General features: G+C 67.2%; 10 protein-coding genes. 5 read left to right on the forward strand and 5 right to left on the reverse strand.

Annotated elements, in window-relative coordinates; all coding sequences use genetic code 11:
* Positions 1-4 precede the first annotated feature (4 nt).
* Positions 5-2,311 carry a DUF4159 domain-containing protein gene (locus tag EP7_RS07485; RefSeq protein WP_463527214.1) on the reverse strand — a complete coding sequence of 769 codons (2,307 nt, stop codon included), beginning with the start codon at positions 2,309-2,311 and terminating at the stop codon, positions 5-7.
* A 217-nt stretch (positions 2,312-2,528) separates the two neighbouring features.
* Positions 2,529-3,653, reverse strand: coding sequence for a hypothetical protein (locus EP7_RS07490; RefSeq protein WP_463527216.1), 1,125 nt, complete (start codon positions 3,651-3,653; stop codon positions 2,529-2,531).
* A gap of 826 nt (positions 3,654-4,479) precedes the next feature.
* On the opposite strand from EP7_RS07490, the gene EP7_RS07495 reads away from it, so the two are divergent.
* The 4 genes from EP7_RS07495 (at position 4,480) to EP7_RS07510 (ending at position 11,016) form a co-directional block, all read left to right on the forward strand.
* Positions 4,480-5,445 carry an AAA family ATPase gene (locus EP7_RS07495; protein ID WP_463528380.1) on the forward strand — a complete coding sequence of 322 codons (966 nt, stop codon included), beginning with the start codon at positions 4,480-4,482 and terminating at the stop codon, positions 5,443-5,445.
* Between the two features lie 110 nt (positions 5,446-5,555).
* The gene (locus tag EP7_RS07500) at positions 5,556-6,452 is read left to right on the forward strand and encodes a DUF58 domain-containing protein (RefSeq protein ID WP_463527218.1); all 897 of its coding nucleotides are present in this window, start codon (positions 5,556-5,558) and stop codon (positions 6,450-6,452) included.
* 63 nt (positions 6,453-6,515) lie between these two features.
* Complete coding sequence (locus tag EP7_RS07505; protein ID WP_463527220.1) at positions 6,516-8,720, forward strand: BatA domain-containing protein; 2,205 nt, start codon at positions 6,516-6,518, stop codon at positions 8,718-8,720.
* 25 nt (positions 8,721-8,745) lie between these two features.
* Positions 8,746-11,016: a VWA domain-containing protein gene (locus tag EP7_RS07510; protein ID WP_463527222.1), complete on the forward strand. Its 2,271-nt coding sequence runs from the start codon at positions 8,746-8,748 to the stop codon at positions 11,014-11,016.
* On the opposite strand, the gene EP7_RS07515 is transcribed toward EP7_RS07510, so the two are convergent.
* A complete protein-coding gene (locus tag EP7_RS07515; protein ID WP_463527223.1) occupies positions 10,973-13,507 on the reverse strand; it encodes a hypothetical protein in 2,535 nt (844 codons plus the stop codon). The genes EP7_RS07510 and EP7_RS07515 overlap by 44 nt on opposite strands.
* 3 nt (positions 13,508-13,510) lie before the next feature.
* Positions 13,511-14,809, reverse strand: coding sequence for a glycosyltransferase family 4 protein (locus tag EP7_RS07520; protein ID WP_463527225.1), 1,299 nt, complete (start codon positions 14,807-14,809; stop codon positions 13,511-13,513).
* 253 nt (positions 14,810-15,062) lie between these two features.
* Between EP7_RS07520 and EP7_RS07525 the strand changes: the two genes are divergently transcribed.
* Entirely contained in the window at positions 15,063-16,214 is a 1,152-nt protein-coding gene (locus EP7_RS07525) for an acyltransferase family protein (protein ID WP_463527226.1), read from the forward strand.
* A gap of 47 nt (positions 16,215-16,261) precedes the next feature.
* Here EP7_RS07525 and EP7_RS07530 read toward each other — a convergent pair whose 3' ends face one another.
* Positions 16,262-17,365, reverse strand: a complete 1,104-nt coding sequence (locus EP7_RS07530; RefSeq protein WP_463527227.1) for a heparan-alpha-glucosaminide N-acetyltransferase domain-containing protein — start codon at positions 17,363-17,365, stop codon at positions 16,262-16,264.
* Positions 17,366-17,502 lie beyond the last annotated feature (137 nt).

Genomic DNA, 17,502 nt, shown 5'->3' on the forward strand with positions numbered 1-17,502 from the left:
TGGATCAGGGGAGGGTCGAGTAGATCACGATATTGGCGGCGATCTTCAGGGCGCTTTCGTAGTTGTATCCCTTGCAGTCCATGCTGGAATGACGCTCGAGGGCGCAACCGATGTCGTACTTGGAGTAGATCACGGCCCATCGACCATTGACCTTCACCCCTTCCAGCTCGGGCGTGTCCTTGCCACCGCCGGCGGCTTTGCTGTACTGGCTGTCGGAGAGGTCGAAGCCGACCTTCTTGGTATAGATGTCGTCTCCCTTGGGGATGGGCTCGAGCGCGTTGTCTGGGAAGAGTTGCTTGACCAGCTTGCGGAACGAGGCATCGAAGGAGGTGCTGCCGCAGGCCGCGTCGGCGAAGAAGGTGCCGCCGCCCGGCTCGACGTGCCGCCTGAGGGCTTCGAGGTGCTCGTCGGAGAAGCTCATCCCCGCCCGGCCGTGGATGTAGATCAACGGGTAGTTGATCAGGTTGGGGTCGCCCGGAAGAAGCTCGTAGTGGTTGATGACCACGTCGAAATTGAGCGGCGGGTTGCGCAGGGCGCTGGTCAGGTTGGGGATGGCCAGCGGCGCGACGTTCCAGTCGCCCGCGTGCCGCAGCTTGGCGATCCGGAGGGCGCCCCGCTTGGGGTTCTCGGCCTTGAAGTCGCGGACCTCGCGGACGGTCAGCTTGTCGGCGGGCAGCTCGCGGCCGGTGGCGTAGTCGATCACGTTCTGGCCGACGCGCTTGGCCTTGATGACCAGCGGGTGCGAGGGCTGCGCCTCCATCTGGTTCCAGAAGCAGGAGAGGTCGCCCGGCGAATAGATGACGACGGTCCGGCAGCCGTGCTCGATGCCCCAGAGCGGATGGACGTCGGGGGTGAGCTGGTGCTTCGATCGCCAGACGGCGTGGTCCTCGGCCAGGGGCTTCAGGTCGTACTCGGGCTCGGGGAAGAGCTCCTTCATAAGCTCGCGGAAGCCGGAGTCGAAGCCGCTGAACTCGTCGCCGCAGCAGGCCTCGGCGAAGATGAAGCCCCCTTGCTCGACGTATTCGCGGAGGTTCTTCTTCCCCTTGGCGCTGAAGACGGGGGGCTCGTGGCCGTTGAAGTAGACGATCGGGGCCTGGAGCATGTCCTCGACGGTCGCCGTGTTGGGGTCGACCACCTGCCAGGTGAGCAGGTGCTTCCAGTCGGTCGAGACCAGGCCGACCATGTTCCTGATGTCGTCGACGTCGTTGTTCCAGTCATTCCCGGGACCGTGCCTCAGCTTGTTGATCAGCACGGGCGACCGCCCCTTGGCCAGGAACAGGAGCGCGAAGCTGGTGGCGAAGATGGGCTGGCTCTCGATCGAGACCCCCTTCCAGTACCCTTGCAGGGGGTCCTGGTCGGAGACGAGTTCCTCGGCCCCTTCGCGGTACCAGTCGTGGCCGCCGAAGAATCGCTGGCCCGAGAGCCGGCCGGCTCGCTCGAGCCCGTAGAGATAGTAATATTTCCACATGACGCCGGCGCCGTGGTTGGTGCCGACCGAGAAGTTGGCCGCCATCCAGTCGATCCCGCGCTGGAGGTTCTGGTTGGTCCCCCCCTTGCCGCAATTCTGGATCGTCTCGCCGACGAGCGTCTCCTGCCCCTGGAACTTCCTCAGCCCGGTGATGATCAGGCTGGAGAGCCCCGCGCAGGTCATGCTGGCCGTCGCGGGCGTGCCGGCATTGGGGTGGTAGGTCCAGCTCCCGTCATTGAACTGATACTGCTCCCAGTACCTGCGCGAGAGGGCCCAGACTTCGGGCTTGACCGGCACGCCGGCCTGGGACGCCGCGTTGAGAGCCAGCAGGGCGTACTGGGTATTGGAATTGTCGCCCTGGCGAGACTTGTTGGCGTTGTACGTCCAGGTCCCCGGCCAGCCGAAGCCGTTGTCACCGGCCCTGATCTGCGAGCGTTCGAGCCAGGCGACGTTGGATGCGATCTTGAGCCGAAACCGCTCAGGCTGGCTCTCGGCAAAGACCATCGTCTGGAGACTGATGGCGTAGGTGCTATTGAGGTCCTCGGCCGAGTAGCGACCGAGGAAGTCGAGCGCCAGCGCCATCTTGGGAGATTCGGGGCTCTCGCCGGCCGTCAACAAGGCGAGCACGACCAGGCTCGTCGTGCCGGTCGAATGCTCACGATCGAGGTTGGGCCACGAGCCGTCGGGCTGCTGCACCGACTTCAAATAGTCGACCCCGCGCCTGATGGCCCGCTCAACCTGCTCGCGGGTGACCGCACCGCGCGCATCGCGAGCCCCGATCCAGGTCGGTAGGAGTGTGGCGATCGCCGCGAAGAGGATCGCGTTGCGGACGCGTCGGGACATGTGGGCACCCCCTGACACCTGGGACTCGATGAGCGCCGATGCGCCTCTTACGAGTGTATCATCCTCGGCCAGAGGGCATCACTCGACTCGGATGCCCTTCGACCGCCCCAGATGATGCGACGTGGATAATGCAACGACGCCCCCGACGACATCCCCGGATTGCGGAGGAAGTCGTCGGGGGCATCGAGAAACGCAGTCACGATCAAAGTCTAGTGAGTCAGCGGGATTCAGGCCGGACGCCGGGATGGTTCAACTCCGCGAGCAGCGAGGCGGCCTCGGGCTTCAGGACGCCCGCCAGGTTGACGCACTGGTGCGATGCGTTGTTCGTCTCCGGCCTGACGAGGAAGGTCAGCCTCAGGCCGTCCGAAGAGACGGCCGGTGGGGCCGGGGCGCAGTCCGTCGCGAGGACGACCGACCGTGCGGTCCTTGCCACGGGAGCCCCTTCTTCACCCAGGAATTCCACCGGGGCAACACGCAGCTGCCATCGCCGGCCATTCTGCCCGGGCGAGACGTAGGCCAACGCGGGGTTTGAGGGCGACCCGACCACCGTCGGGCACCGCTCCAGCTGGTTTTTCTCGTTCGCACCGGTCACGAGGCCCGCCGCGACGATCTCGGTCTCCGCGTCGTTGAGTTTCAGCCACCAGATTTGTCCCACCGACATCTTCGGCAGGCCGTCAGTCATGATCTGGGTATTGAGCGAGACCAGCAACTTCCCCTTCCATTGAGGGTGGGTCGGCCTGGTCGGCTCCGCCAGATAGACGTCGCCCTCGCCCGGAACCTTGCAGCGCCAGGTCAGGGCGACCGGCTTCTCATCCGAGGTGGAGTAAGGGCTGTCTGCCTTCTCGAACGCATACCGATAGAGCCTGCCGTCGCCGGCCGCGAAGATCACTCGCGCTTCCAGGCCGGGCGACCAGCAGGGAGGGGCGACCGGGGCCATCCTCGTCTCGATCCGATCCAGCAGCCGGCCCGACGGTAGTTCGACCCGTGCCAGGCCGATACCCTGGGGGACGAGCTGGGTCGAGTCCCCTTCGCGGTGGAACCAGCGGCCGACGGCCTGCTGGTGCGACTCGGCGTCGGTCCAGGGAGAGACCGAGAGGTGCTCGATCCGGTCATCACGCCCGGTCTCGAGGCGTCGGATCGAGCCGTTCTCGGCGTCAACCAGCCGTGCGGAGCGGTCGCCGCCCGGGAACAGGACGCCATTGACGCCGGCCTGCGTTGTGCCGGTTCGCAGGCGGACCGACGAGTGGGCCGGGGGCGGGGCGAGCTTGCCCACGCCGATCGCCGTCCCGCAGATGATGAGCGCCAGCAGGCCGATCGAGCGGATCAAGGTCACGAGTGCCATGGATCTCTCGGGGGTTTGCCCGTGCAAAGTAAGTGCGCGAAGGGGCCGCCCCCGGCATCGGGGTTGGCCCGTCTCGGGCCTTGTCCAAGTCAGCGGCCCCGGGCAGAGGCCGTCATTTTGGGGACGATTCGCTGGGAGGGAATCGCCCGCGTTTGGACTCCTCGGCTAACCTCAACAACGTCGCCCGAGGTCGGCCGAAGACAGATCGGTGGGAAAGAGGTGGGCTAGGGAAGCCGGATCGAGTCGAGTGGTCTCACCGACGAACTTTAGGACGCCGAATCGACGAAGACAAGTCCTGCTCCCCACCGGAACTAAGTGCAATCAGTGTGCCAACGCGAAAAACCAAGCCAAACTGCCACGAGATTCGTCATTTCGCAAACAATTTCAGCAGTCGCAAGTACAAGCCCCGCTGAAAGAACTCTCTTTTCGAGCGCTTTCATCCCTGAAACTCGATGAAGACTTCCTTAATCGCTTCTTCACGAAGGAATCTCCGAAGATCGTCGCCCAATTTCGGGCAGCCCGCCGAAGAAGCGGGCATGGATGCAGCCCGTTCTCAACCGGTCCTGCGGGGAACCGATCGAAGCCGGGGGCATTGTCTCTAGGCCGTTGAATCGCCGTCGACCCTCGGCCTACAATGCTTCGATCCTCCGGGGGCAATCCCGGGCCGGCGGCGTCGAGGACGACGACGGGTGGAATCGGTCGGGCCGGAGCCCGTTCGTGCCAGGGCGTTGGGGCTTCATGCCGTCCGGGGTCGGAGTGCCGAATGTCCAGTGCCGGCGACCGCATCACGCAATATCTCGACGAGTTCCGCCATTCGCGGGACGTCATGGTCACCGAGCTGAGCAAGGTCGTCATCGGCCAGCGTGACGTCGTTGAGCAGATCTTCGCCGCCGTCTTCACGCGCGGCCACGTCCTGCTCGTCGGCGTCCCTGGCCTGGCAAAGACCTTGATGGTCAGCTCGATGGCCCGGATCCTCGACGTCGGGTTCAAGCGCATCCAGTTCACCCCCGACCTGATGCCCTCGGACATCACCGGCACCAACGTGCTGGAAGAGCCCGAGGCGGGCCGACGCGCCTTCCGGTTCGTCCCCGGGCCGATCTTCTCCAACATCATCCTGGCCGACGAAATCAACCGGACCCCGCCCAAGACGCAGGCGGCCTTGCTCCAGGCCATGCAGGAGCGTGAGGTCACCGTCGGCCAGGAGACCCTGAACCTGCCCGAGCCCTTCTTCGTCATCGCCACCCAGAACCCGATCGAGCAGGAGGGAACCTACCCTCTGCCCGAGGCCCAGCTCGACCGGTTCATGTTCGACATCCGCGTCGGCTACCCCAGCCTGGAAGAGGAAGAGAAGATCCTCTCGGCCACCACCAAGGGGGAGTCGGTCGAGCTGAAGAAGGTGCTCTCGGGCAAGGCGATCATCAACCTGCAGAAGCTGGTCATGTCGGTGCCCATCTCCGACTACGCCGTGAAGTACGTCGCCAGGCTCGTGCGGGCCACCCGCCCCGGAGACCCCCAGACGCCGCAGTTCATCAAGGACATGGTCGACTACGGCGCGGGGCCTCGCGCCGGCCAGAACCTGATCCTCGGCGGCAAGGCGATGGCCGCGATGGACGGCCGCTTCAGCGTCTCCTTGGACGACATCCGCAAGGTGGCGATCCCGGTCTTGCGACATCGGATCAGCACCAACTTCCAGGCCCAGGCCGAGGGCCAGACCACCGAGACCATCATCAAGCGCCTGATCGCCGAGATCCGCGAGCCCGACGTGCCCAAGTACGAGAAGCGGACCCAGTGATTCCGCCGGGCGAGGGCCCGGCCGGTGAACCGGCCGCGCATCTCGCCCGTACAGCATGCTAGACGGCCCCCGACGAGCACGAGCCGCCGCGAGCCCGGGGCCTATCGCTCATGAGCACCGCCGAGAAGTACCTGAAGCCCGAGGTGATCCGCCAGGTCGCCCGGCTCGACCTGCGCGCCAAGTTCATCGTCGAGGGGTTCCTCACCGGCCTGCACGCCAGCCCGTTCCACGGCTTCTCCGTCGAGTTCTCCGAGCACCGCAAGTACACCGCCGGCGACAACATCTCGGACATCGACTGGAGCGTCTACGCCAAGACCGATCGCTTCTACATCAAGAAGTTCCAGGCCGAGACCAACCTCACCGGTTATCTCCTCATGGACCTGTCCGGGTCGATGGGATACACCCACCGGCAAGAGCTGACGAAGTTCGAGTACGCCATCAGCCTGGCCGCGGCGCTCGGCTACCTGATGATCCACCAGCAGGACCCCGTCGGCCTGATCGCCTTCGACCAGCAGGTGCGGCAGTGCCTGCCGCCGAGGAGCAAGCGGTCGCAGCTCGGCAATATCCTGTCGATGCTGGCCAAGCTGACGCCCAGCGGCGAGACCGCGATCGCCAAGAGCCTGCATCAGGCCGCCAGCATGATCCGCCACCGCGGCCTGATCATGATCTTCTCCGACCTCCTGGCCGACACCGGCCCCATCGTCAAGGCACTGCACCGGCTGCGGCACGCGGGTCACGACGTCATCGTCTTCCACATCCTCGACGAGGCCGAGGCCCTCTTCCCGTTCGAAGGGATGGTCGAGCTGGAAGACAACGAGACGCACGAGACGTTGCTGGTCGACGCCGATGGGATCAAGGCCGACTACCTTGAAGAGGTCGAGGCCTTCCGCGCCTCGATGCGCAAGGATTGCCTGGGCGCCCGCATCGATTATGTGCCGCTGCACACCGGCATGCCGTTCGACAAGGCCCTGATGAGCTACCTCCAGAATCGCCGCCAGCGCGGCTGAGATCCGCGACCGACCGACCGACCGGGATGCCATTGCGCCAAGTTTGAAGGGGGCCGGGGCCGCATGGAATCGTTCTTCATCAACGCGGGCCTGGCCGCCGGAGCGGCGCTCGCGGCCGTCCCCCTGATCCTCCACCTGTTCATGAAGCAGACCCCCAAGCGGGTCATCTTCCCGGCCTTGCGGCTCATCAAGGAGCGGCAGAAACGCTCGAAGAAGAAGCTCAAGGTCAAGAACTGGCTGCTGCTGCTGGCCAGGATGGCGCTCATCGCCCTGATGGCCCTGGCGCTGGCCAGGCCCAGGCTGTACACCAGCGTCTCGCTGGGCGACGGCGAGGTCCCCACCGCAATCGGCCTGGTCTTCGACACCAGCCTGTCGATGGGCTACGAGGAGCGGACCAAGAACCGACTCACCGAAGCCAAGGAGCGCGCCCTGGAGGTGGTCAAGAAGGCGACCGACACCAGCCAGGTCTTCGTCGTCGACTCGGCCGAGCCCGGCGAGCCCCCGCCATTGACGCCAGGCGCTGCCCGCAAGCGCATCGAGGCCCTGACCCTCCGAGCCGCCAATCGCCCCTTGAACGCCGCGATCGGTCAGGCGTACACAGCCGTGGCGGCCAGCGATCGGGTCCGCAAGGAAGTCTACGTCCTGACCGACCTGGCCGCATCCTCCTGGGATGTCAGCGTCCCGGTGGAAGGGCTCGACAAGGTCTCGAAGGCCAATGGGGGAGTCGCCACCTATGTGCTGCGGCTCACGCCCAAGGACATCAAGGACGTGGCCGTCTTGAAAGCCGAGCCTTCGGCTTCGATCGCCATCCAGGGGGAGCCGATCGAAGTGCTGGCCCAGGTCAGGGCCTCGGGCGGCAAGACGACGCGTCTCGTCGAACTCTCCGTCGACGGCCAGAAGAAGGATCAGAAGCTCGTCGAGTTGCCGGCCGACTCCGTCACCGAGCAGCGATTCACCATCCCCAAACTCGAGCCGGGGCTGCATCGGGGGGAGATCAGGGCCCAGGGCGAGCCCGATGCACTGGCCTTCGACGACGTCCGCTACTTCTCGTTCGAGGTCCAGCCGGCGCTCCGCGTCCTGGTCGTCTCCGACACCGAGAACGACGCCTCGTTCGTCGCCAAGGCGCTTGACCCCGACCCCACGGGCCCGACCGGCTCGGGCGTCACCCGACCCTACCGGGTCGACGTCATCCGCTCGTCGCAGTTTGCCGGCACCGCCCAGGCCACGTTGAAAGGTTATGCGTGCGTCTACTGGCTCAACGTCCGGCGGCCCACCGAGGCCGACTGGCAGCGCCTCAACCAGTATGTCCGCGAGGGGGGTGGCGGCCTGGTCGTGGCCCTGGGCAACCTGGTTCAGCCCGCCACCTACAATGGGACCATGGCCGGCCAGCTCTTGCCGGGCACGATCGACGACAAGCCGTTCCTGAAGACCGAGACGACCTTCGGCGCCCCGCGCGACCCCACCCATCCGCTCTTCAACAAATATACGGGCGAGCTCGCCGCCGAACTCGCCGGTATCCCAGTCTACAAACGCTGGTCGGTCTCGCCCGCCCCCGGATCTCGGACCCTGCTGACTTACGCCGACGGCGTCCCGGCCCTGCTTGAGCGCGTCTTCAATGGCCCGAAGGCCGGCCGGGTCCTGCTCTGGACCACTCCGCTGGCCCGTCGCCCGCTGCGTGAGGACCCGGCCTCATGGAACGAGTTCCCCCAGGTCGGCTGGTCGTTCGTCTGGCTGATGATCCAGACCGTTCCTTACCTCGCGGGAACGTCCGACGAGCGCCTGAACTACGAGGCCGGTGAGGACGTGATCCTCCCGCTCGACCCGACGAAGCGCGTGACCAATTTCACCGTGACGGAGCCCGACGGCAAGACCGACCGGCAGACGCCCACCCCCGGCTCGACCGGCTTGGTGCTCGTCGCGCCTCAGCAGATCGGCCAGTGGTCGGTCGCCGGCCCGTCGGCCGACGGCGGGATCGTCGAGGCCGGCTTCAGCATCAACCCGCCGCTGTCCGAGGCGACCACGACCCCGCTCCAGACGGCCCAGCTCGACTCGATGTTCGGCGGCAAGGACAAATACAAGCTGGCCGACGACGCCGAGAAGTTGCGCACGGTGGTCGAAGGGGTACGGCACGGCCAGGAACTATTCCCCTGGATCATGGCCTTGATCTTGTTGCTGGTGACGGCGGAAAATCTGTTGGCCAACACGTTCTACCGCGAGGGGGCCGGGCCCAAGGCCGCGGCCGCCACACCCGGCCGAGCGGCGGCCTAGGCACAGCCCGGCGAGACACCCGCAGATGACCCTCAGCATCAACCCGATCGGCCCCTGGCCCTGGGTGGCCGCGGCGGCCGCGGTCGTCGTCGCGCTCACGATCTGGGCCTACCACCTTCGCCTCAGGGGGACAGCCGGCCGATGGCGGTGGTTCGCCCTGGGCCTGCGGCTGGCCGCCGTGGCCATGTGCGTTATCGCGGCGCTGCGCCCCAGCTTCATCACCAGCGAGAAGAAGCGTCAGCCCGCCTCGCTCATCTTCATGCTCGACCGTTCCTCCAGCCTGGGCATCACCGACGGCGTCGGCGGTCGAAGACGCTGGGACGACGCCACCAAGGTCCTGGCCGAGGCGACCAAGGCCGCCGAGAGCTTGAAGCCCGACCTCGACGTGAAGGTCTACGCCTTCGACTCCGCACTCCGCGATTACAAGCCCGACGACAAGAGCCCGCCGACCGGCGCCGAGACCGCCCTGGGCAATGCCATCGACGAGGCGATCAAACGCCAGGCGGGAACCCGGATCGCCGCGATGGCCGTCCTGTCCGACGGAGCGAACAACTCGGGGCGGCCTCCCCTCAGCGTCGCCGAGCGCCTGAAGGCCCAGCAGGTGCCGATCGTCGCCGTCGGCTTCGGCACCGAGGCCGCCGGCAAGGACTCCCGCGACATCGCCGCGCGCGACATCGCCATCGGCCCCAACGTCTTTGTCAAAAACCAGATCGAAGGGAGCGGGGTGCTCGCCGTCCGCGGGTTCCCCAACCAGACGCTCGACGTCGAGATGCAGGTCGAGGGAGAACCCAGCCCCGTCAGGATCCAGGTCAAAGTCCCCCCCGGCGCCGAGTCGGTCCCCGTCACGGGCCTGAAATACACCCCGACCACGCCCGGCGAGAAACGGGTGACCCTGCGCGTCAGGCCGCTCGATGGCGAGCTCGTCCCGACTAATAACGAGGTGACAACGTACCTCAACGTGATGAAGGGGGGGATCAACGTCCTCTACATCACGGGGCCGAACTTCACCTGGGACTGGAAGTATCTCAACCTCGCCCTCGCCAGGTCGCAGGAGATTCAGATCGACCCCGTCCTCATCCGCAAGCCTGCCCGCGGCGAGGTCGGCGAGATGGAGAACTCCGAGTTTGCCCCCGGCAAGTACGACGTCTACATTCTGGGCGACATGCCGGCCGACTTCCTCACCCGCACTCAGAAGGCCCTGCTGAGAAGCGCCGTGGAGAAGGGGGCCGGACTGATGATGCTCGGCGGTCGGGCCGCCTTCGGCGCCGGTGGCTGGGCGGGCTCCGACCTGGCCCAGATCATCCCGGTGGCACTGCACCCCGGCGACGGCGAGATCGAGGGGGCGGTCAAGTTCGTGCCCAACACCATGGGGCTCGAGAACTTCGTGCTGAAGCTGGCCCCCGACCGCGCCGAGAGTGCCCGGATTTGGGGGACGCTCCCCCCCATGCCGGGCGCCAACCGGTTCGGCGAACCCAAGCGAAACGCCCTCGTCTTCGCGCTCAGCCCGGAGAAAGACGTCCTGATGGCAGGCCTCGAACCGGGCGGCCTCGGCCGAGTGCTCGCCTTCGCCGGCGAGACCTGGATCTGGGCGCGTGCCTCCGACGAGAGCCGTCAGGCACATCGCAAGTTCTGGCGTCAGGCAATCCTCTGGCTCTCCCACAAGGAAGACACTGGCGAGAACCAGATCAAGCTCACCCTCGACCGACGTCGTGTCGCCACCGGCCAGAAGCTCGACATGACGGCCACGGCCAAGGACGCCAAGAGCGAGCCGATCCGCGATGTCACCTTCGAACGCACGATCACCCGCGAGCCGGGCCAGCCTTCCTCCTCCACACCCAAGCCCGAGGCCAAGCCCGCGACCGAAAAAGCCGCCGCCGAGCCCCCCAATCCGGGGAAAATCGACATCATGCCCCTGTACAACCAGCTCGGCGAGGCGAGGGAGTCGTACTACGCCACCCCGGAGGCGGGCGAGTACCGGGTCGTCGTCAAGGCGATGAAAGCGGGCAAGGAGATCGGCCGTGACACGGCCCGGTTCATGATCTACCAGGACGACCGAGAGATGGAGAACCCCGCCGCCGACCTCTCCCTACTCCGTCAGGTGGCCGAGACCACCGGAGGCTCGTTCCTCCCCCCCGAGCGCCTGGCCCGCTACGTCCGAGAGATGAAGAAGGACGAGTTCACCCAGACCTCGAGCATGACCGAGCGCAGAATCTGGGACAACTGGCCCTTCATGCTCACCTTCCTCACCATTCTCACGGCCGAGTGGTACCTGAGGAAGCGCAACGGCTGGGTCTGATCGACGGATCGATCCCATCCACTCCGATGGGGCCCGAGACGGCCTGAGTGCCGGTCTCCCATCTCAAAGGGGCCGCGCATTTCCCCTGTTTCGGTCCAGACGCCGCCGGTCCGCGACAAGCCCACGCGAGGAGCACCACCAGGCTGCCGGCACTGAGAACGGCACCAAGAGCCAATCCGGGAGGCACATAAGACAGTCTGATCTCGTGCGAGCCGGGACGGGGCAGGGGGATGACCCGCTGGGCATGATTCCCGCGCAGGACGGGGGCGGGTTGGCCATCGACGGTTGCCGTCCAGCCTGGCATCCAGGTGTCGGCCACGACGAGCAGGCCAGGGGCCTCGGTCGTCACGCGCAGGACCGGCCGATCCGGGTCGGTTGAGGTCCACTCCGCCGGTCGGAAGGCCTGCCGTGCTCCATTCGATCCTCGCAACGGGTCTTCGGTCATCAGCACGGCACGGCGCGCGTCGAACCTCCTGAACGCGGAGAGTGCCTCGACGGGATTCCCGGAATAAGGCTCCACGCCCGGCACTACATAGGCGCGGGGCAGGGCGGTCGGGTTCCGATGGAGGACGAACGCGCGGCCGTCGGAGACACCCTCGGCCACGACGGGCCAGCTTGCGTCGCGGGACTCGGCCGGGGCGACCAGGAAGGCGACCGACATCCGGTCGAGCACCCCTTGTCGGACCTGACGACGATACTCGGCGAGCGCCTCGCCCATCGGCAGGGCGAGCAGGGGGGGCGGCTCGTCGCGGAAGATCGGGTAGAGGCACGAGTACAGGTCGGCCGCATGCTGGATCTGGAACGAGTCGTGCGAGTCGGTCTTGTCGAGCCCACGCGCGAACGCACGCAGGTCCGAATAAATCGTGTCGGCCGCCCTGATCCTGAACGGCCCTTCAACCTCCTTCGAGGCCTCGGCAATCGCCCGGCCGATCGGGTCGGGGCCCAGGAACCGCGACGCGGGCGAGACCCGGCCCCAGGTCAGGCCGTTCGCCGAGAGTTCCGTCAAGGCAAGCACCGCGAGAAGACCGGCTGCCAACCGTCGGCGACCGGGGAAGAACCTGGCCATGGCCAGAGTCAGGCCCGAACCGACCATTGCGATCCAGAAGACGGGATCGCGGGCCAGTCGTTCCAGGCCCCCCAGCCAGCGTGAGGCATCGCCGGAGAAGCGGCCCCCGACGAGCACGGAAACCAAGGCGCCCGCCAGCACGAGGACGCCGCAGACGATCTGCGTCCGACCTCCGAGACGGGCCAGCCGCCCGCGATGCCAGCGTCCGTCGAGAACCGCCTCGATGCCGAAGCCCGCGAGAACTGAGGCCGCAAGGCTCGCCAGGAAGAGCGAACGCGAGGGGACACGGAACCGGTCCATCCCGGGCACGACCTCGTACAGGGCCGCGAACAAGCCCAGGGCCCTCCCGCCGGCGAAGATGACCGTCACCAGCAGCAGGCAGGCCCACCCGCGGAGAGGCCGACGGAACCGCTCAGGGGCCGCGGATGAGAGCAATCCGAGCAAGAGCGGGACCAGGCCGATCGACAGCAGAGTCTCCCAGGCATTCGTCTCGCCGATGTAATCGGCCGGCCCGCCCAGCGCCCGCGGTCCCAGCAGTTGCAGGACGTTGAGCGCCTCGACGTGATAATGCCCAGCGTGCCTCATCGAGAGCCGCCCAGACCTCAACGTCCAGCGGCCGGCGGCGATCTCGGGCGTGAGCGACACGGCGATCAGGCCCAGGCTCAGGGCCAGCGGGACGGCCCAGCACACCGCCAGCCGTGCGGAGTCCCGCTTCGATCCGCGTGCCGACCAGACGTCGAAGAGGGCCCAGGACAGGAGTGCAAGCGTCAGGTAGTACCACTCCTGCGGGTGCCCGGCCAGGTACGACATCGCCAGTCCGATTGGCAACAGAAGCCCACGTCGCGAGTCACCATCGCGGAGGCCCAACGCACCCAGGAACGTCCAGGGGGCCCACATCGCCGCCCAGACGTGCGGCAAGTGCCCCTCATACGCCTGGGCCACAACGAAAGGGGAAGACTGGACGCAGCCGGCGGCAACGACGCAGGCCAGAACGCCGCAGCCGAGCCGTCGCATCAGGAAGAAGGTGCCCAGACCGCCCCAGGCCAGGTGCGCCACGGTCAGCCAACCGAGGGCTGCCGGCGAGCCGCTTCGCCAGGCGAGCCAGGCCGCCGGGTAGAAGAGGCCGGCCTGAGGGTTCCCCACCGAGGGACGGCCGCCGAATCCGCTCTCGTCCCAGGCCGAGGGGTGGCCGAGTTCGGCCACCTGCCGGGCCACCATCACCTGCCGGGGCAGGAACAGCCGGGTCAGGTCATTACCGATGAGCTGGGAGTCGTGCTTGCGGGCCAGGTCGATACCGGGCCGGTTAGCATCCGCGATCAGTCCGCCCGGCTGGATGACCAGTCGTCCCCAGCAGGTCAGGCAGGCCAGGGCGAGAACGACCGGGGCGATGTAGTCCGAGGGCCTGCGGGCGAGGATCGGACGCATCGGTCAGCCCCGCGTTTGAATGGCCCGAGCGGCGGGCGTCTTGCCTTGGTTGACGACGTTCGTGTGGGGCGCCGGGATCGCCCGGCCGGGCCGCAGCCCGTGGATCAGGGCGAAATAGCGGTCGAGGTGCGCGGTTTCCGACCATTCGGTCGTACGCATCCGATAGCCCCGATCGGCCAGGTGCTCGCGCAGCTCGTCGTCGTGCACGATCCGCCGCAGGGCCAGCAGCATCTCGGCGTCGGACCAGTAGCCCAGTCCTCCGCCGCTGGCAACCCCCGTCTCGGCCAGTGCACCTCCGCCGAGGTGGACGACCACCGGAGTCCGGACAGCAAACGCCTCCAGGACCACATAGCCGAACGTCTCGGGGAACAGCGAGGGGACGACGACGGCCCGAGCCCCCTGGAACAGCTTGGCCAGTCCCTGGCCCCCGAGAAGCCCCTCAAAGTGGACGTTGGGCAGGCCGTCGGCCAGCTTGCGCAAGGTTTCCTCGTAGGGGCCGGTGCCGGCGATGCGCAGGTCGACCTCGGGCAGCAGCCTCATGATCGGGATCAGGCGCTGGAACCCCTTCATCTTCACCAGGCGGCCGGCGGCGGCCAGGTAGGGCCGGCCCGTCGGGGAAGGGGTGGGCTCGTCGTCCTCGATCCCGGCCGACCAGTCGTCGGGCAGGAAGTAAGGCAGGTGCATCATTGGGGCCTCGATCCCCCGGCTCCGGTGCTCCTCCAGCGCGTGCTTGCTGGGGAAGATCAGGGCATCCAGCTCCCTGAGAGCCCTGGGGATGGCCCCGGTGTAGCGCCAGGCCTGAGGCGGCCGGCCGCCTGCGAGCGTGCAGCGGATGCATTCAGCCTTGTCGCACCGCTTCGAGTCGTACTTCCAGAGCAGGTGCATCGGGCAAGTGAGCCAGTGCTCGTGAGCCGTCATCAGTCGGATGGCATTCGAGCCCATCGACAGCACACCGGGCCCGCCCACCAGCGAGATATTGTGAAAGTGGACGACGTCGGTGTCGGGCGCATGGAGCGCGGCCTTCAGCTCTTCGGACTTGAAGATGGGCTGGCCTGTGACCTGCGTCGCCAGCGGCGAGAACACGCCGAAGCGGCTCTCCAGCGGGTGGACATGCAAGCCGGGGGGGGGCTCATACGGCCTGAGCGGGTGGTTCCCGCGCACGGCATTGAACGAGTCGACGCAGTGGTAGACGTGCACCTCATGGCCGCGGCGGCAGAGCGCGCGGGACAGGCGGTCGACGTAGGCTGCGTCCCCGCCGAAGCTGTGGGCGCCGAAGAACGTGGTGACCATGCAGAATTTCAACGGCGACCTCCCTGTCGCGGCCCGCACTGACGCGAGCGGGGGGTGTACCATCTTCGGCCGGGTGCTTCCAGTTCAAGTTCCCGGAGGGCAGGCCGCCGCGCCGCTCGCAATTGGGCCCACCGGCCGTTACCATGCTGGCGTCGCCAGGGCGACACAAACCCCCGCGGCGTATCGTCGTCCGATCGCCCGCGCCGGCCCGACCGGCCCCATCCGCCCGCTCGTCCGAGCCAGTCCACGACGTCGAGGAGCCCCCATGTCGGAGACGATGACGGACCCTTACCCGCTGACGGATGCCCCCGTCGCGCCGGCCCCCGGGCGACTCCGCTCGCTCGACGCCTTCCGCGGCTTGACGCTCGCCGGCATGATCCTGGTCAACAACTCGGGCTCGGGCACGAAATACGCCCCGCTTGGCCACGCCGACTGGCACGGCTGGACCCCCACCGACCTGGTCTTCCCCTTCTTCGTCTTCATCATGGGCGTCTCGATCGCCTTCGCCCTGGCCAGGCGGCTCGACTCAGGCGCGGGGCTGGGGAAGGTCCTGCTCAAGATCGTCTGGCGGGCCGTCGCCATCTTCGGCCTGGGCTTGCTGCTCAACTGGTTCCCGTTCAAGGAGCCGTTCGCCGAGCTGCGCATCCCGGGCGTCCTCCAGCGCATCGCCGTCTGCTACCTGTTCGCCGCCCTCATCTTCCTGGCCACCGGGCCCAGGGCGCAGCTCGCCCTGATTTTCGCCCTGCTCGTCGGCTACTGGGCCGCCCTGACCCGGATCCCCGTCCCCGGCTATGAGCTGGGCGACCTGAGCCTCGAAGGGAACGTCGCCGCCTACTACGACAAGCTCCTGCTCACCCCGGCGCACCTGTACAAGGCGACGTACGACCCCGAGGGGATCCTCAGCACGCTCCCGGCCCTGGCCACCGCGCTCATCGGCACTCTGACGGGCCGCTGGCTGCGTGGGCCCAAATCGATGGGCGAGAAATGCGCCGGGATGTTCGTCGTGGCCACTCCGCTGGTCATCGCCGGGCTCGCCTGGAACGAGGTCTTCCCGATCAACAAGGCGCTCTGGACCGGCCCGTTCGTCCTGCTGACCGCCGGCTTGGCGTTGCACCTGCTGGGCATCTTCTACTGGGTCATCGACATCCAGGGGTGGCGCAAGTGGGCCACGCCACTCGTCGTCTTCGGCGTCAACCCGATCGCCGCCTACGTCCTCTCCGGGATCGGCGGGCAGCTCCTGCGGATGTCCCCCTCCCCCAGCGGCGAGGGTAACCTGCGCCAATGGATCTACAGCCGGGGGTTCGAGAGCTGGCTGACGCCCATCAACGCGTCATTGGGCTGGGCCGTCGCCTACGTCCTCTTCTGGCTGCTGGTGATGACCTTCTTCTACCGCAAGAACATCATCATCCGACTCTGACGGCGCGGCCGTGGAGGGCCGTCACGAGACCGCCCTCCACGCGTTCCTCAGATCGAGCCCTTTCCAATCTGCCTGACGAATGCCGCCGTCAGCGCATACAGCACGACGAGGCCACAGACCAGGTACCAGGCGGGGGAGTCCTTGGGTACGAACGGCTGGATGGCTCGGCCGACCGTCCCGTGGATCAGGTATGCGGCCAGGGCATGCTTGCCAAGCACGTCGAACAACCAGAACCGCAGGCGCCCGACGTCGCAGGCCAGCACGAACCCCGAGTAGATGAGCAGCGAGAATCCGGAACTGAAGAGCATGTAGCTCACGCTGCCGGTGCGCTGGCTCATCGTCCAGATCGTCCGAGCGGTCGTCGGCGGCCAGAACGGCGGAGAGGCCGCCACGCCATCCGTCCCCAGGCACGACAGGCCGTAGCCGATCGCCATCGGCGGCAGCGACCAGACCGCCAGCCGCGCCACCGGCCAGCGCCGGCCTTCGATCTTCATCAGGTCATACGACAGCGAGCCGATCAGCAGTGGGATCGACCAGCTCAGGAACCCCAGCGGGCCGCCGTCGATCACCGGCCGGTTCCAGGCGTAGTGGTCGTAGAACCAGGCCGAGAGCCCGAGGTGCAGCAGCGTCGTGAACGCCAGGAACCCCAGCCTGGGCAGGGGGCCCGCCGCCATCGCCGGCAGGCACCAGAGCGACGCGATGCCGATGTGCACGAGCGTCTGGAACGGCTCGCGCTGGAACGCCCCCGCCACGACCCCGAATACCCCGAGCTCCCGCAGCTGCTCCCAGCTCTTGTAGTTGCCGTCCAGGTTGTAGAAGACCAGGCCGCTCAGGATCAGCCAGAGATTCCGCACGATCGCGTGCCTCCATGCGCCCTCCCCGCCGTCGCGGGTCAGCCGTCGCAGCAGGGTCATGCGGAACGCGAACCCCACCGCGAAGAAGAACTGAGGCATGATCGTGTCGGCATAACTGCAATACGTGTTGTGATGCTTCAGGACGGCCGGGACCGCCTGATATCCCCCCGCGAAGTTGACCAGCAGCATGCCGGCCACCGTGTACCCCCGGAACTGGTCGAGCGACTCGATCCGCCCGCGGCCCGCGCCGCCCGCCTCGTCTCGCTCGCGCCTGGATCGCATCTCGCCCCCGATCATCAGTGGTTGTCGGCCGACCGGGCGGAGAGCAGACGATGCCCGGGCCCGCTCGCGGATCGAGCCTGATCAACGCCCCGACCTCATCAGGCCGGCCCCGCCCGGTCAAGCCCCCGACCGATCTCGCTCGCGCCCGGAGC

Source organism: Isosphaeraceae bacterium EP7 (assembly GCA_038400315.1).
GTDB lineage: Bacteria > Planctomycetota > Planctomycetia > Isosphaerales > Isosphaeraceae > EP7.

Bases quoted from the DNA above. Each gene is read 5' to 3' on its own strand.
- EP7_RS07485 (WP_463527214.1), bottom strand. From the start codon at position 2,311: ATGTCCCGACGCGTCCGCAACGCGATCCTCTTCGCGGCGATCGCCACA.
- EP7_RS07490 (WP_463527216.1), bottom strand. From the start codon at position 3,653: ATGGCACTCGTGACCTTGATCCGCTCGATCGGCCTGCTGGCGCTCATC.
- EP7_RS07495 (WP_463528380.1), top strand. From the start codon at position 4,480: ATGGTCACCGAGCTGAGCAAGGTCGTCATCGGCCAGCGTGACGTCGTT.
- EP7_RS07500 (WP_463527218.1), top strand. From the start codon at position 5,556: ATGAGCACCGCCGAGAAGTACCTGAAGCCCGAGGTGATCCGCCAGGTC.
- EP7_RS07505 (WP_463527220.1), top strand. From the start codon at position 6,516: ATGGAATCGTTCTTCATCAACGCGGGCCTGGCCGCCGGAGCGGCGCTC.
- EP7_RS07510 (WP_463527222.1), top strand. From the start codon at position 8,746: ATGACCCTCAGCATCAACCCGATCGGCCCCTGGCCCTGGGTGGCCGCG.
- EP7_RS07515 (WP_463527223.1), bottom strand. From the start codon at position 13,507: ATGCGTCCGATCCTCGCCCGCAGGCCCTCGGACTACATCGCCCCGGTC.
- EP7_RS07525 (WP_463527226.1), top strand. From the start codon at position 15,063: ATGTCGGAGACGATGACGGACCCTTACCCGCTGACGGATGCCCCCGTC.
- EP7_RS07530 (WP_463527227.1), bottom strand. From the start codon at position 17,365: ATGATCGGGGGCGAGATGCGATCCAGGCGCGAGCGAGACGAGGCGGGC.